The organism is Streptomyces sp. NPDC048106 (genome assembly GCF_040706415.1).
GTDB lineage: Bacteria > Actinomycetota > Actinomycetes > Streptomycetales > Streptomycetaceae > Streptomyces.
Map to the genome: position 1 here is coordinate 13,710 of NZ_JBEZND010000004.1, position 13,192 is coordinate 26,901.

General features: G+C 73.9%; 10 protein-coding genes and 1 pseudogene. 2 read left to right on the plus strand and 9 right to left on the minus strand.

Annotation, left to right across the window (positions count from 1 at the left end; genetic code table 11):
* Nucleotides 1-268 precede the first annotated feature (268 nt).
* From AB0927_RS04760 to cobT, 8 genes are all read right to left on the minus strand, one after another.
* Nucleotides 269-892, minus strand: a complete 624-nt coding sequence (locus AB0927_RS04760; protein ID WP_366666078.1) for a GntR family transcriptional regulator — start codon at nucleotides 890-892, stop codon at nucleotides 269-271.
* A gap of 224 nt (nucleotides 893-1,116) precedes the next feature.
* Nucleotides 1,117-2,919, minus strand: a complete 1,803-nt coding sequence (sucB, locus tag AB0927_RS04765; RefSeq protein WP_366666079.1) for a 2-oxoglutarate dehydrogenase, E2 component, dihydrolipoamide succinyltransferase — start codon at nucleotides 2,917-2,919, stop codon at nucleotides 1,117-1,119.
* A gap of 60 nt (nucleotides 2,920-2,979) precedes the next feature.
* The gene (gene lpdA / locus AB0927_RS04770; RefSeq protein WP_365194090.1) at nucleotides 2,980-4,368 is read right to left on the minus strand and encodes a dihydrolipoyl dehydrogenase; all 1,389 of its coding nucleotides are present in this window, start codon (nucleotides 4,366-4,368) and stop codon (nucleotides 2,980-2,982) included.
* Nucleotides 4,369-4,644: 276 nt separating this feature from the next.
* Nucleotides 4,645-6,180: a leucyl aminopeptidase gene (locus AB0927_RS04775; RefSeq protein WP_366666081.1), complete on the minus strand. Its 1,536-nt coding sequence runs from the start codon at nucleotides 6,178-6,180 to the stop codon at nucleotides 4,645-4,647.
* A gap of 281 nt (nucleotides 6,181-6,461) precedes the next feature.
* The gene (locus AB0927_RS04780) at nucleotides 6,462-7,274 is read right to left on the minus strand and encodes an adenosylcobinamide-GDP ribazoletransferase (RefSeq protein WP_366666083.1); all 813 of its coding nucleotides are present in this window, start codon (nucleotides 7,272-7,274) and stop codon (nucleotides 6,462-6,464) included.
* Between the two features lie 29 nt (nucleotides 7,275-7,303).
* Nucleotides 7,304-7,984, minus strand: a complete 681-nt coding sequence (locus AB0927_RS04785; RefSeq protein WP_366666084.1) for a hypothetical protein — start codon at nucleotides 7,982-7,984, stop codon at nucleotides 7,304-7,306.
* A 24-nt stretch (nucleotides 7,985-8,008) separates the two neighbouring features.
* Complete coding sequence (locus AB0927_RS04790) at nucleotides 8,009-9,805, minus strand: phosphatidylglycerol lysyltransferase domain-containing protein (RefSeq protein WP_366666085.1); 1,797 nt, start codon at nucleotides 9,803-9,805, stop codon at nucleotides 8,009-8,011.
* Between the two features lie 73 nt (nucleotides 9,806-9,878).
* Complete coding sequence (gene cobT, locus AB0927_RS04795; protein ID WP_366666086.1) at nucleotides 9,879-11,003, minus strand: nicotinate-nucleotide--dimethylbenzimidazole phosphoribosyltransferase; 1,125 nt, start codon at nucleotides 11,001-11,003, stop codon at nucleotides 9,879-9,881.
* A 145-nt stretch (nucleotides 11,004-11,148) separates the two neighbouring features.
* Between cobT and AB0927_RS04800 the strand changes: the two are divergent.
* A pseudogene (locus AB0927_RS04800) lies at nucleotides 11,149-11,553 on the plus strand (class I SAM-dependent methyltransferase); the annotation flags it as partial.
* A 96-nt stretch (nucleotides 11,554-11,649) separates the two neighbouring features.
* Here AB0927_RS04800 and AB0927_RS04805 read toward each other — a convergent pair.
* Nucleotides 11,650-12,852, minus strand: coding sequence for a bifunctional adenosylcobinamide kinase/adenosylcobinamide-phosphate guanylyltransferase (locus AB0927_RS04805; protein ID WP_366666087.1), 1,203 nt, complete (start codon nucleotides 12,850-12,852; stop codon nucleotides 11,650-11,652).
* A gap of 80 nt (nucleotides 12,853-12,932) precedes the next feature.
* Between AB0927_RS04805 and AB0927_RS04810 the strand changes: the two genes are divergently transcribed.
* Nucleotides 12,933-13,145 carry a hypothetical protein gene (locus AB0927_RS04810; protein ID WP_366666088.1) on the plus strand — a complete coding sequence of 71 codons (213 nt, stop codon included), beginning with the start codon at nucleotides 12,933-12,935 and terminating at the stop codon, nucleotides 13,143-13,145.
* The last annotated feature ends 47 nt before the right edge of the window (nucleotides 13,146-13,192 follow it).

The following is a 13,192-nucleotide window of genomic DNA, read 5'->3' on the forward strand; positions in this document are numbered from 1 at the left end:
CCTCAGTCGAAGGGGGTTCCCTCATCGGTAAGGGTTCGGGGTGCCCTTGGTCTTTGGCAGGACAGGGCAGAGGACTTCGGGTGGAAGTCCGTCGGCGACTGTAACTCCCTGATCGATGATCGATCAAAGGGTTGAGCGGGAAAACCTCTCGATTTCAAGAAAGTCGGCACCCGGTGCCTTGGAAATGGGCACCCGGTGCCCACTTTCGATCAGGGATTTCCCAGGTGAGCGGGGGGTGCGCTCGGGTGCGTCGCGGTGCCGGCCTCGGTCAGGCGCGCGGGGCGCAGCCGAGGACGTGGGCCTTCACCAGCTCCGCGATCCGGGGGTCGCGCCGCTTGAAGGCCTGCACCAGCTCCTCGTGCTCCTCGGCGTACGACTGCTGCACCGTGCCCAGCCAGCGGATCGACAGGGCGGTGAAGACCTCGATGCCGAGGCCCTCCCAGGTGTGCAGCAGCACCGAGTTGTCGGCGGCGCGCACCAGTTCGCGGTGGAAGGCGACGGTGTGGCGGACCTGGGCGGTCCCGTCGGCGGCGCGGTCGGCCTCGTACAGGGCCAGCACGTGCGGCTCCAGGGCCGAGCAGTCGGTGGCGAGGCCCTCGGCGGCCAGCTCGGCGGCGATGGCCTCCAGGCCGGCCCTGACCGGGTAGCTCTCCTCCAGGTCGGCCGCGGTGAGGTTGCGGACCCGGACGCCCTTGTTCGGGGCGGACTCGATCAGCCGCAGGGTCTCCAGCTCGCGCAGGGCCTCGCGGACCGGGGTCTGGCTGACCTCCAGCTCCGTGGCGATACGGCGCTCCACGATGCGCTCGCCCGGCTGCCAGCGCCCGCTGACGATCCCCTCCACGATGTGCTCGCGGATCTGCTCGCGCAGCGAGTGGACGACGGGCGCGGTCATGAGGGCTCCTCCCGGGGGCTGACATTTAGACGATACGGCGCGTGCGCTCCGCGGGGAGGGCGCGCGGGGGTGCTTTCACGCAGGTGAGACGAGGCTTACACGGCGTAGAGCTGGGCAAAGAGCGCCTATCGGCGCGGTTCGGTCCGGCGGCGGGGCCCGGAACGAAAGGCGGCGCCCCGCCCGGAGACTCCGGGCGGGGCGCCGTACTTCCTGGTGACCGTGGGTCAGAGGCCGAGCTCGACCTCGAACTCGCCCGCCTCCAGGATCGCCTTGACCGCCGTCAGGTAACGGGCCGCGTCGGCGCCGTCGACCAGTCGGTGGTCGTAGGAGAGGGTCAGGTAGGTCATGTCGCGGACGCCGATGACCGTGCCCTCCTCGGTCTCGATGACGGCCGGACGCTTGACCGTGGCACCGATGCCGAGGATCGCGACCTGGCCCGGCGGCACGATGATCGTGTCGAACAGGGCGCCGCGCGAACCGGTGTTGGAGATGGTGAAGGTCGCGCCGGACAGCTCGTCCGGGGTGATCTTGTTGGCGCGGACCTTGCCCGCCAGCTCCGCCGTGGCCTTGGCGATGCCCGCGATGTTGAGGTCGCCGGCGTGCTTGATGACCGGGGTCATCAGGCCCTTCTCGGAGTCCACCGCGATACCGATGCTCTCGGCGTCGAAGTAGGTGATGGTGCCCTCGGCCTCGTTGATCTTGGCGTTGATGACCGGGTGGGCCTTCAGCGCCTGCGCGGCGGCCTTGACGAAGAACGGCATCGGGGAGAGCTTGACGCCCTCGCGGGCCGCGAAGGAGTCCTTCGCCTGGGCGCGCAGCCGCATCAGGCGCGTGACGTCGACCTCGACGACCGACGACAGCTGGGCCTGCTCGTGCAGCGCCTTGACCATGTTGTCGCCGATGACCTTGCGGATGCGGGGCATCTTGACGGTCTGGCCGCGCAGCGGGGAGACCTCCAGCGCCGGGGCCTTCTTGGCGGCCGGGGCGGCCGCGGCGGCCGCGGCGGCCGGAGCCGGAGCGGCGGCGGGGGCGGGGGCCTTCGCGGCCTCGGCGGCGGCGATGACGTCCTGCTTGCGGATACGGCCGCCGACGCCGGTGCCCTTGACGGTGGCCAGGTCGACGCCGTTCTCGGCGGCGAGCTTGCGCACCAGCGGGGTCACGTACGCGCCCTCGTCCGTCGCCTGGGTGGCGGTCGGGGAGGTCGGCGCGGTGGCCGGGGTGACCGGGGCCGGAGCCGGGGCGGGCGCCGGAGCCGGGGCGGCGGGCTGCGCCGGAGCGGCGGGGGCCGGAGCCGGAGCGGGGGCCGGGGCGGGAGCCGGGGCCGCGGGGGCGGCCGGAGCCGGGGTGGGCTCGGCGACCGGGGCCGGGGCCGGGGCGGCCGGAGCCGGAGCGGCGGCCGGGGCCGCACCCGGAGCACCGATGACGGCGAGCTTGGCGCCGACCTCGGCGGTCTCGTCCTCGGCGACCACGATCTCCAGCAGCACGCCGGAGGCGGGCGCCGGGATCTCGGTGTCGACCTTGTCCGTGGAGACCTCGAGCAGCGGCTCGTCGGCCTCGACGGAGTCGCCGACCGACTTCAGCCAGCGGGTGACGGTGCCCTCGGTGACGGACTCGCCGAGTGCGGGCAGGACCACGTCGGTGCCCTGGGCGCCACCGGCGGGGGCGGCGGCCGGGGCGGCGGGGGCGGCCGGGGCGGCGGGGGCCTCGGCGACCGGCGCCGGGGCGGGCTCGGCCACCGGGGCCGGAGCGGCCTCGGCGGCGGGGGCCGGGGCGGCGGCGGGGGCGCCGGTGCCGTCGTCGATCACGGCCAGCTCGGCGCCGACCTCGACGGTCTCGTCCTCGGCGACCTTGATGGAGGCGAGGACGCCGGCGGCCGGCGAGGGGATCTCGGTGTCGACCTTGTCGGTCGAGACCTCGAGCAGCGGCTCGTCGGCCTCGACGCGCTCACCCTCGGCCTTCAGCCAGCGGGTGACGGTGCCCTCGGTGACGCTCTCACCGAGCGCCGGAAGGGTTACGGAAACCGCCATGGTTTCGGTTGCTCCTTACGAATTGCGGAAGTCTGTGTCGTCGCGTCCGTGACCGAGGGATCAGTCGTGGGAGTGCAGGGGCTTGCCGGCCAGGGCCAGGTGGGCCTCGCCCATCGCCTCGTTCTGCGTCGGGTGGGCGTGGATGAGCTGGGCCACCTCGGCCGGCAGCGCCTCCCAGTTGTAGATCAGCTGGGCCTCGCCGACCTGCTCGCCCATGCGGTCGCCGACCATGTGGACGCCGACCACGGCACCGTCCTTCACCTGGACGAGCTTGATCTCGCCCGAGGTGTTCAGGATCTTGCTCTTGCCGTTGCCCGCCAGGTTGTACTTCAGAGCGACGACCTTGTCCGCGCCGTAGATCTCCTTGGCCTTGGCCTCGGTGATGCCGACGGAGGCGACCTCGGGGTGGCAGTACGTCACCCGCGGGACACCGTCGTAGTCGATCGGAACAGCCTTCAGACCGGCCAGGCGCTCCGCCACCAGGATGCCCTCGGCGAAGCCGACGTGCGCGAGCTGGAGGGTCGGGACCAGGTCGCCGACGGCGGAGATGGTCGGGACGTTGGTCCGCATGTACTCGTCGACCAGGACGTAGCCACGGTCCATGGCGACACCCTGCTCCTCGTAGCCGAGGCCCTGGGAGACCGGGCCGCGGCCGACGGCGACGAGGAGGACCTCGGCCTCGAACTCCTTGCCGTCGGCGAGGGTGACCTTGACGCCGTCCTGGGTGTACTCGGCCTTCTGGAAGAAGGTGCCGAGGTTGAACTTGATCCCGCGCTTGCGGAACGCGCGCTCCAGCAGCTTCGAGGAGTTCTCGTCCTCGACCGGGACGAGGTGCTTGAGGCCCTCGATCACGGTCACGTCGGAACCGAAGGACTTCCACGCGGAGGCGAACTCCACGCCGATGACACCGCCGCCGAGGATGATCGCGGACTTGGGCACGCGGTCCAGGACGAGGGCGTGGTCGGAGGAGATGATCCGGTTGCCGTCGATCTCCAGGCCCGGCAGCGACTTCGGCACGGAGCCGGTCGCCAGCAGGACGTGGCGGCCCTGGACGCGCTGACCGTTCACATCGACGGAGGTGGGGGAGGACAGCCGGCCCTCACCCTCGATGTACGTCACCTTGCGGGACGCGATCAGACCCTGCAGGCCCTTGTACAGGCCGGCGATCACGCCGTCCTTGTACTTGTGGACGGCCGGCACGTCGATGCCCTCGAAGGTGGCCTTGACGCCGAACTGCTCGCTCTCGCGCGCCTGGTCGGCGATCTCGCCCGCGTGCAGCAGGGCCTTGGTGGGGATGCAACCCCGGTGCAGGCAGGTGCCGCCGACCTTGTCCTTCTCGATCAGGGCGACGTCCAGGCCCAGCTGCGCCCCGCGCAGGGCCGCGGCGTAACCACCGCTACCACCGCCGAGGATCACTAGGTCGAAAACGGTGCTGGCGTCGTTCGCCACGTCACGTCCTCCATGCATGTGCGCCTTACGCCGATCTCCGATGACCGGCGGGCGGCTGGTGTCCGGCCGCTTGATGCTTCGGCCCTTCGGTGGGGGCCCTGTCCTGCCGGGCTCCATCTTTGCACTTGTTGGAGGCGGACGAGACGCCGGGCCGGTGTGTGAGACGTCCCACTGACGCCCCTCGCGAGGGGCGCGAGGGGCGCGGGGGACCGTGCGACGAGCCCCCACGCCCCCAGGGCGTACCACGAACGTGCGACCAGGCTCAGCGGGCGGGCGTCAGCCCAGCTCGCCCTCGGCGGTCAGCTCCACGAGGCGGACCAGCGTGCGCACGGCCGTCCCGGTGCCGCCCTTGGGCGTGTACCCGAAGGGCGCGCCCTCGTTGAAGGCCGGGCCGGCGATGTCGAGGTGCGCCCAGGTGATGCCCTCGCCCACGAACTCGCGCAGGAAGAGGCCGGCGAGCAGGCCGCCGCCCCACCGCTCGCCGACGTTGGTCATGTCGGCGACCTGGGACTCCAGGCCCTTGGCCAGGTGCTCCGGCATCGGCATCGGCCACGCCGGCTCGCCGGTCTCCTCGGCGGCCTCGTACACCGCGGTGCGGAACGCGTCGTCGTTGGCGATGACACCCAGCGTCCGGCTGCCCAGCGCCACCATCATCGCGCCGGTGAGCGTCGCGACGTCCACGATCGCGTCCGGCTCCTCCAGCGACGCCGCCCACAGCGCGTCGGCCAGCACCAGCCGGCCCTCGGCGTCGGTGTTGAGCACCTCCACCGTCTTGCCGCTGTACATGCGCAGCACGTCGCCCGGGCGCACCGCCGAGCCGGACGGCATGTTCTCGGCCAGCGCCAGCCAGCCGGTGACGTTCGCCTCCAGGCCGAGCCGGGACGCGGCGACGACGGCCGCGAAGACCGCGGCGGCGCCCGCCATGTCGCACTTCATCGTCTCGTTGTGACCGGCCGGCTTCAGCGAGATGCCGCCCGAGTCGTAGGTGATGCCCTTGCCGACGAAGGCGAGGCTCCGCTCGGCCTTCGGGTGCGTGTACGCCACCTTGACCAGGCGCGGGGCCGACGCCGAGCCGCCGCCGACGCCGAGGATGCCGCCGTAGCCGCCCTTGGTCAGCGCCTTCTCGTCGAGCACCTGCACCTTCAGGCCGTGCTCCTTGGCCGCGGCCTGCGCGATCTGCGCGAAGCTCGCGGGGGTGAGGTCGTTCGGCGGGGTGTTGACCAGGTCGCGGGCGCGGTTCAGCTCCTCGCCCACCGCGACGGCGCGGGCGAGCGCGCCCTTGTGGGCGGCGTCGCGCGGCTTGCCGCCGAGCAGCGCGGCCTCGCCCAGCGGCGCCTTGCCGTTCTTCGCGCGGGCGCCCTTCGCCTGGCCGCCGTTCTCCTTGTACACGTCGAAGGAGTACGCGCCGAGGAGGATGCCCTCGCCGATCGCCTCAAGGGCGCCGGGGCCGTCCACGGGCAGCGCGACCGCGGCCTTCTTGGCGCCGGCGAGCGCCCGCGCGGCCACGCCCGCGGCCCTGCGCAGCGCCTCGGCGTCGAAACCGGCCTCGGCCTCGGGCTCCGCGCCCAGGCCCACCGCCACCACGAGCGGGGCCTTGAAGCCCGCCGGGGAGGCCAGCTTCGTCAGCTCGCCCTCGGCACCCGAGGCGCCGAGGGTCTCCAGGACGCCGGCCAGCCTGCCGTCGTACGCCTTGTCCACGGCCTCGGCGCCCGGCGCGACGACCGGTCCCTTGGCGCCCTTGGCGACACCGATCACGATCGCGTCGGCCCGCAGGCCGGGCGCCGCGGCGGTGCTGAGAGTCAGAGCAGTCACGGTGGTGAATTCTCGCTTCCGATGTGAAGTTGCTGTGAGGTGGGTCGACCGCGCCCGACAGCCGACCCTAGGTCCAGGTCTGGGGGCAGGTGGCAACCGGGGGCCCCGCCTTGTAGGCGGTCACCCGGGACGAAGAGTACGCGCGTGCCCCCCTTCGCTCGTGCCTGCGGGTCTTCACCCGTGCGTGGCGCGGCGGTCGCCCCGACCCGCCGGGGCCGGGCCTGTGACCTTCCCTTTTGTGTCAAGTACCCCTTTAGGCAAGGAGATTGCGTCCCGTTCGGTCAGCCGCCGAAGGCCAGCACCACGAGTGCCGCCGTCGCGGCCGTCTCCGCGAGCGCGCCGAACACGTCCCCGGTCACCCCGCCGAACCGGCGCACGCAGCGGCGCAGCAGGAGTTCGGCGGCGGCGAGGGCGCACAGCACGGCGGCCGCGGCGCGCAGGGCGCCGGGCGGGCCGGACTCGGCGCCCCAGGCGGCCGCGCCCGCGGCGCACAGGACGGTCAGCGCGAGCGCGCCCGGCACCGGCACCACTCCCGCGACGGCCGCCCCGAGCCCCTCGGGCCGCGCGGCCGGCACCCCGCCGCGGGCGGCCAGGGTGAGCGCGAGCCGGGCGGTCACCGCGGCCGTCACCGCCGCCGCGGTGCCGCGCGCCCACGAGTCGTCGTATATCTGTGCCAGCGCGGCCACCTGGGCCAGCAGGGCCAGCACGAGGGTGAGCACCCCGAACGGGCCGATGTCCGACCGCTTCATGATGCGCAGCGCCTCCTCGGCCGGCTTGCCGCTGCCCAGCCCGTCGGCGGTGTCGGCGAGCCCGTCCAGGTGCAGCCCGCGGGTGAGGACGGCGGGTACGGCGACCGAGCCGACGGCGGCGAGCAGCGGGCCCGCGCCCAGGAAGAGCAGGACCAGCGCGAGGCCGGCCGCGAGGGCGCCGGCGACCAGGCCCACGAGGGCGGCGGCGAGCATGCCGCCGCGCGCGGCCCCGCGGTCCCAGCGGCGCACCCGTACGGGCAGCACGGTGAGCGTGCCGAAGGCGAACCGGAGGCCGTCGAGCGGGGACGGCCCGGGCGGCGGGGAGGACGGCGGGGATGTGCGCATCGGCGCAGGTTACCGGCCCCTCCCGGCGCCTACGGCAACGACCGCCGCTGAAGCGGGCGGTACGGCCGGTGGCGCCCCGCCACCGCCAGGCACAGCGCACCCACCGCCATCAGCGCGGCCAGATGCTCCTTGCCCGCCAGGTTCCCCTTGAGCAGCACCTCCGCGACCATCGCCACGGTCACCGCGCCCGTCGTGGCGTACGCGCCGTACCGCCAGGCCACGAACACCGCGAGGCCCACCACGGCCGCCGACGGGCCGGTGTCCACCACCTGCGCGTCCGTCCACGGCAGCCCGAAGGGGGCGTGCGCGCCGAGCGTGATGCCGAGGCGCGCGTACAGGGTCCCGGCGAGGGTGGCGAGATACGCGATGACGAGCGTCCGCCACCAGCCCAGGCACAGCTCGGCGATCCCGAACACGAACAGGATCTGCGCCAGCGCCCCCCACACCGGCAGGTCGAGGGCGGGCACGAACAGGGACAGGGGGGTGCGCAGCAGGCCCAGCCAGAGGGGGTCCTGAGCCCGCACCGCGCCGAGGTTCTGCACCAGTTCGAAGCCCCACGGGCGGTTCTGCGCGAACTGGAGCAGCGCGGTCAGCGTCACCGCCACGGCGGTCATCGGCATCGCCCGCGGACGCGGCCTGAGCAGGGGCCCGCGCACGGTGCCGTACAGCGGTCCCCACTCGGCGCGGGCCCAGCGGGCGAGCGATCCCATGCGGCGTTCCCTACCCCGGTACGGTCACCGGTGTGCCCCGAGCCGCCCCCGGTACAGCCACCTGGGCAGTCCCGGCGCCTCCAGGAAGCCCTCCGCGCGGGCCGAGGCGAGCCCGATGCGCGGCAGGTCGGCGCTCTTCTCGAAGAGCAGGAACCTCGGCTCCCAGATGGGCCGGTACTTGGCGTTGGCGCGGTACAGCGACTCGATCTGCCACCAGCGGGAGAAGAAGCTGAGCAGCGAGCGCCACAGCCGCAGCACCGGTCCGGCGCCGAGCCGGGCGCCCCGTTCGAAGACCGAGCGGAACATCGCGAAGTTCAGCGAGACCTGCGTGACCCCGATCTCCCCGGCGCGCCGCAGCAGTTCGAGGACCATGAACTCCATCAGCCCGTTCTCCGCGTCGCGGTCACGCCGCATCAGGTCCAGCGACAGCCCGTGGGGCCCCCACGGCACGAAGGACAGCAGCGCGCGCGGCCGGCCCGCGGCGTCCGTGCACTCCAGCATCACGCAGCGGCCGTCCTCCGGGTCCCCGAGCCGCCCGAGCGCCATGCTGAACCCGCGCTCGGTCGCCCCGTCCCGCCAGTCGTCCGCGCGCTCCACCAGGAGCGCCATCTCGGCTGCCGGGATGTCCTCGTGGCGCCGCACGCGCACCGCGTACCCGGCCCGCCGCACCCGGTTGTACGCCTGCCGCACGGTGCGCATCGCCCGTCCCTCCAGGGTGAAGTCGGCGACCTCCACGATGGCCTCGTCGCCGAGTTCCAGCGCGTCCAGGCCGTGCCGCCGGTAGACGGTGCCCGCCTCCTCGCTCGCCCCCATCACCGCCGGGATCCACCCGTGCGCCCGCGCCTGGGCGAGCCACGGCACGATCGCCCCCGGCCAGGCCTCCGGGTCGCCGAGCGGATCCCCGGAGGCGAGGCTCACGCCGCCGACCACGCGATAGGCGACGGCCGCCTTGCCGGTCGGCGACCACACCACGCTCTTCTCCCGGCGCAGCGCGAAGTAGCCCAGCGAGTCGCGCTCGCCGTGCCGTTCCAGCAGCGCCCGCAGCCGCTTCTCGTCGTCCGCGGTGAGCGGGTCCACGGCGCGCCGGGAGCGGAAGGCGGCGTAGAACACGGCGAGGACCAGGGCCGTGCTGAGCACGTTGATGGCGACGTTGGCCCAGGTGGGCGGGGTGATGCCGGGGAAGTGGCGCTCGTCGGCGGAGACCGACACCAGGCGCAGGGTGCCGTAGTGCCAGCGCTCCGGGAACGTCGAACGGGCCGCGTCCGGCGCCTGGTTGGTGACCGTCACCAGCAGGGCGGCCAGCAGGCTGGCGACCAGCCCGCCGCCGACGGCCACCGTGGCCGCGAGCCGGGGGTTGGACCGGTCGCCCTTCGCGTAGAACTCCCGCCGCCCCACCAGCAACGCCCCGGTGAACGCGGCCGTCAGCACCAGCGACACCCAGTTCTGCGCGTACCGGTGGATCTCCGGGAACGCCATGGCGAACGCGAACAGCGCGAGGAAGACGCCGCTGAGTACGAGGTTGAGGATCCACGCCGCGCGCTTGCGGCGCCGCATGGTGATCGCCAGGAACGCGGTGAACACACCGGAGGCGAAGCCGGCGGTCAGCAGGTACGGCGTGAAGAAGTCGTCCTGGTTGTGCCGGCGCACGTCCCTGTACAGCGAGACCCACACCGCGGTGAGGAAGTTGATGAACGCGACGACCCGCAGATACCAGACGGCGAAGGCGGCGGCCTTCCGGGACACCCCGCCGGCCCGCCGCCCGACCTCACTCGACCGCTCCGCCTCGACGCGCGGCGGGACGGCAATCCGGGCATCTCCCATGATGACGGATCATATGGGTGCCATCTTGACGAACTGCGCTTATCGCTTCCCTGGCCGCCCGTTTCCCCACCGGCTACTCCGCCCCGGCGTCCGGCTCCGCCCCGGCGTCCGGCTCCGCCCCGGCGTCCGGCTCCTTTTCGGGCTCCGGCCGCTCCGGCTCCTCCGGCAGCTCCGCGGCGAGCGCGGCCGCGGCCTGCACCAGGGGCAGCGCCAGGAGCGCGCCCATGCCCTCGCCGACCTTCACGCCCTGCTTCAGCAGCGGTTCCAGGGCCATCCGGTCCAGCGCCTTCGCCTGCCCCGGCTCCCCGCTGTCGTGCGCCGCCAGCCACCAGTCCGGCGCCCGGAACGCGACCCGCTGCGCGACCAGCGCACAGGCCGCGCTCACCACGCCGTCCAGGATCACCGGCAACTTCCGCACCGCGCACTGCAACAGGAACCCGGTCATCGCCGCGAGGTCCGCCCCGCCGACCGTCGCCAGCAGTTGCGCCTGGTCCCCGAGCACCGGCCGCGCCCGGCGCAGCGCGTCCCGGATCGCCGCGCACTTGCGCATCCACGCCAGGTCGTCGATCGCGGCCCCGCCCCGCCCGGTCACCACCGACGCGTCGGTCCCGCACAGCGCCGCGACCAGCACGGCCGCCGCGGTGGTCCCGCCCACGCTGACGTCGCCGAGCACCACGAGGTCCGTGCCGGAGTCGGCCTCCTCGTCGGCCACCGCGATCCCGGCCCGCAGCGCGGTCTCCGCCTCCTCCAGGGTGAGCGCGTCCTCGATGTCGATACGGCCGCTGCCGCGCCGCACCCGGTGGCGCCCCACCTCCTCGGGGAAGGTGTCCGGGTCGCAGTCCAGGGACATGTCCACGACCCGTACCGGCACCTGGAGCCTGCGCGCCAGTACCGCGGCGGGACTCGCGCCCTCCAGCACGTCCGCGACCAGTTGCCGGGCACCGCCGGCGGGCCGCGCCGAGACGTCCAGCGCGGCGACGCCGTGGTCACCGGCGAAGAGGACCAGCCGCGGCCGTTCGACGGTCCGTACCGGTACGGCGTTCTGCGCGGCGGCGAGCCACTCGCCCAGCTCGTCCAGGCGCCCCAGCGCCCCGGGCGGCACCATCTGGCGCTCCCGGCGGGCCTCGGCGTCACGGCGCACGCCCCCGTCCGGGCGCTCGATCAGGTCGGTGAAGTCGTCCAGATTAAGCCTGCTCATTCGCCGAACAGTACCGCCAGCGGGCGGAGGGTTCCGCGCCACATCGCCACCACGCCCCGGCGATGTCGTTGCACCCAGGATCGGCATCCCATACGTTCCGGTTTGCAGTAGAATGTCGCACAGGGAGCCGCACGTGGAGACGATCCGGTACCGGACCACCGCCCGCGCCCTGTCGGCCCTGCCCGAACCGGAGAGCTGGCTGGACGTGGGCACGGGGGACGGCCGCTTCCCCGAGGCGGCGAAGAGGTACTTCCCCTACACCAGCTTCGACGGGCTGGAGCCGACGGCGCGGGTGGCGCAGGCGTTGCTGGCGGGCCGGATCGAGGAGGCGTACCGCGGCCACCTCGCGACGCCGGGCCTGGCGGACCGGCTGCGCGCCCGCTACGACGTGGTGAGCATGCTCGGCCACCTGGAGCACGTCCCGGACCCCGCCGCCGAACTCCGCGGCGCCCTCACGGTCCTGCGCCCCGGCGGCCACCTCGTCCTCGAACTCCACGCGCCCGCCCCCCACCTCCGCGCCGAACTGGCCACCCTGCCCTGCGTCCTCCTCACCGCCCGCCGCGCCTTCCCCTTCCCCGGCACCCGAAGACTCCTGGCCCGCAAGGACGCGGCCTGACCGCGGCGCGACCGCCGTCCGCATCGGGGCTCAGCCCCGCAGCACCATCGCCTGTCCCGCCACGATCAGCAGCACCTGTTCGCACTCCGTCGCGAACGCCGCGTTCAGGCGGCCCAGTTCGTCGCGGTAGCGTCGTCCGGAGGCGGTGGCGGGGACGATGCCCGAGCCCACCTCGTTGGACACGGCGACCACGGTCCGCCGGGTGCGGCGGACCGCTTCCGTCAGCTCCCGTACCCGCTCGCGCAGGGCCTTCTCGCCGCCGCCCGCCCACTCGGCGTCGTCCCACGCCCCCACTTCGTCCATCGCGTCCGTCAGCCACAGCGACAGACAGTCGATCAGCACCGGCGGCCCGTCCTGCGCCAGCACCGGCACCAGGTCGGTCGTCTCGGACGTGCGCCACGACCCGGGTCGCCGGTCGCGGTGCGCCGCCACCCGGGCCGCCCACTCGGTGTCCCCGCTCCGCGTCCCGCCCGTCGCGACGTACAGCACGTCGGGGAAGGACTCCAGCCGCCGTTCGGCCTCCACGGACTTCCCGGAACGCGCCCCGCCGAGCACCAGCGTGCGCCGCGGCACGTCCGGCACGTCCTCGTACGCGCCGACCACCAGCGTCGTACCGTCGGGCACGGCCCGCGCGCCCGCCGCGGCCAGGCGCCGCCGCAACTCGGCGCCGGGCGCCACATCGTGGTCGAGATGGACCGCGAGCACGTCCGTCGTCGGCCCGGCGGAGCCGACCGCCCGCAGCCGGGCCAGCGCGTCGGGGCGGCCGACGACGTCCGCGAGGACCATGTGGTACGACTCCGCCGTCGCCGTCTCCAGACCCGCCGGCGCCCCGCCCGGCGGCAGGTACAGCAGCCGCTGGCCGTCCGGACCGGTCACCGCGTACCCCGTGCCGCCCGCGTCCACTGCCACCGCCCGCACCCGATGCCCCGTCAGCAGCGCCAGCTCCCGCCCGTCCGGCACCCGCACCGGATGCGGCAGCCCGGCCGGTACCTCCACCGGCGGCCCGTCGTGCGGGTGGGACAGGAGCACCTGACGCACCCCGCCCAGCGAGTGCCCGGCCCGCGCCGCCGCGAAGGCCGCGCCCGGGGTGAGGTCGAGCAGCAGCGCGCCGTCCACCAGGAGCGCGGTGGCCGCCCGCGCGTCCGGGCCCAGCGCCGTCGCGCAGGCGGCACAGGAACAGTCGGGGCGGGGCAGTCCGGCGGGGGCACCGGTACCGAGCAGAGTCACTTCCACGGAACGATTTTCGCCTGTCCGATCGGGTATTGCGCTTCCGTCTACTCTTCCAGCAGGTGTCGGATCACAAGGAGGCCCACATGACGGCATGGACGTGGCGGTTCGAGAAGGCCGACGGGACCGAGGTCCAGCCCGCGGTCCAGCCCGAGGAGTTCGGCACCCAGGGGGACGCCGAGTCCTGGGTGGGGGAGCACTGGAAGGCGCTGCTGGAGGGCGGCGCGGACCAGGTGCGGCTGTTCGAGGAGGCCACCGAGATCTACGGCCCGATGAGCCTGCACGCCGACGCCTCCTGACCCCCGGCGAGGCCCCCCGGCGAGGAGGGGCGCGCCCCGCGCCCCTC